The organism is Nocardia sp. NPDC019395 (assembly GCF_040632335.1).
Taxonomy (GTDB): Bacteria; Actinomycetota; Actinomycetes; order Mycobacteriales; family Mycobacteriaceae; genus Nocardia.
The window spans coordinates 1-1,911 of record NZ_JBEYBT010000044.1 but is presented as its reverse complement, the minus strand read 5'-3'; the positions used below and the strand labels follow the sequence as shown (position 1 = coordinate 1,911).

At 68.6% G+C, this 1,911-nt stretch carries 1 protein-coding gene; it reads left to right on the top strand.

Going from position 1 to position 1,911, the window contains the following annotated elements; translation table 11 throughout:
* Nucleotides 1–171: 171 nt before the first annotated feature.
* Entirely contained in the window at nucleotides 172–1,605 is a 1,434-nt protein-coding gene (locus ABZ827_RS31280) for a carboxyl transferase domain-containing protein (protein WP_357244705.1), read from the top strand.
* Nucleotides 1,606–1,911: the final 306 nt, after the last annotated feature.

The window sequence follows — 1,911 nt, the reverse complement described above, 5'->3', positions numbered from 1 at the left end:
TGGGTGGGCACACTGGGGCGCTCGCCTTGGGGCGGGCCTAACTCCCGACCGCCCGCCCCCAATATTCCCCCGCCCCTGGGGGGGGGCCGCCGGCGATCCCGGCGGCCCCCGCGCGGGCTTTCGACACCCGTGGCCCGTGCCTCGGCCACGCATCATCGAGGAGAGAACGCGATGACAATCATGGCCCCGGCCCGCCACCAGGAGACCGCGACAGACCCGCGTGATCCGCTCGGGCGGCTGCAACGCTTCTTCGATCCCGGGACCGTGCTGCCGCTGCATCCGCGGGACAAGTCGGGCGTGCTGGCCGCGATCGGCGAAGTGGACGGTGTCCGGACCGTCGCCTACTGCTCGGATGCCACCGTTATGGGCGGCGCCATGGGTGTCGAGGGCTGCAAGCACATCGTCGGCGCTATCGATACCGCGATCGACTCCGGTGTTCCGGTGGTCGGCCTGTGGCATTCCGGCGGTGCCCGCCTCGCCGAAGGGGTCGAGGCGCTGCACGCTGTCGGCCAGGTATTCGAGGCAATGGTCCGGGCATCCGGCCAGGTACCGCAGATCTCGGTGGTCCTCGGCTTCGCCGCCGGTGGCGCCGCCTACGGGCCCGCGCTCACCGATATCGTGATCATGGCGCCCGAGGGGCGGGTTTTCGTCACCGGCCCCGATGTGGTTCGCAGTGTCACGGGCGAGCAGGTGGATATGGTCACCCTCGGTGGGCCGGAAACCCACGGTAAGAAATCGGGTGTCACTCATATCGTCGCCGACGACGAAGCCGACGCCGTGCACCGGGCGCGCCGCCTGGTGTCGATGTTCGCCGAACAAGGTGAATTCGACCTGGTGGCCGCCGAACACGGCGATGTCGATCTGCGAGCTCTGCTGCCGGAATCGGCCAAACGCGCGTACGACGTAAAACCGCTGGTGCACGAACTGCTCGACAATGTCGACGGGGAATCCAGCTTCGAAGAACTGCAGGGCGGCTACGCCCGGTCCATGGTCACCGGCCTGGGCCGGCTGGGTGGCCGCACCGTCGGCGTGCTGGCCAACAACCCGCTGCGGCTGGGCGGCTGCCTGGACTCCAAGAGCGCGGAGAAGGCGGCCCGGTTCGTCCGGCTGTGCGATGCCTTCGGCATACCGCTGGTTGTGATCACGGACGTTCCCGGCTATCTGCCGGGGGTGGGCCAGGAATGGGACGGGGTGGTGCGGCGTGGTGCGAAACTGCTGCACGCCTTCGCCGAGGCGCGGGTACCGCGGGTCACGCTGGTCACGCGCAAGATCTACGGTGGGGCCTATATCGCGATGAACGCCCGGTCGCTGGGCGCTACCGCGGTCTACGCGTGGCCGGGGTCGGAGGTCGCGGTGATGGGGGCGAAAGCGGCGGTGGGGATTCTGCACAAGAAGGCGCTGGCGGCGGCGCCGGAAGAGGAGCGGGAGGCGCTCCACGAGCGGCTCACGGCGGAGCACGAGGCGATCGCGGGTGGGGTGGAACGTGCGCTCGCGATCGGTGTCGTCGATGAGGTGATCGAACCGGCGAAGACGCGGGGGGTTATCGCGGCGGCTCTGGCGGCTGTTCCGTCGCGGGCCAGTCATCACAAGAACATTCCGTTGTGATGTAGATACAAGGTTTGTCGCGGGCCCTGGGGCGGTTGCTCCGGGGCCCGCGGTGTAAGTGGGTGTCCGGGTGTGGGTGCTGGCCTCCGGGGTGTATGCCGGCGTGTGGGTGTGGGTGCGAAGTTCGGTGTTTGCGTTGGATCTGTGAGGTGTTGGAGGTAGGGCTGGTTCGCGAAGGTGGGTAGGGGGCCGTCCGTTAAGGTTCTGTGTTTTTTGGCGCCGCCTGCGGCGTCGCGGGTTCGGGGCCCCCTTGGTCTCGTTCTTCACTCCCGGCGATCGGTCGCTGCGCTCCTTCGCTCTGGTCGC

Excerpts from the sequence above, each read along its gene's own strand:
- ABZ827_RS31280 (WP_357244705.1), top strand. The coding sequence starts at position 172 with ATGACAATCATGGCCCCGGCCCGCCACCAGGAGACCGCGACAGACCCG.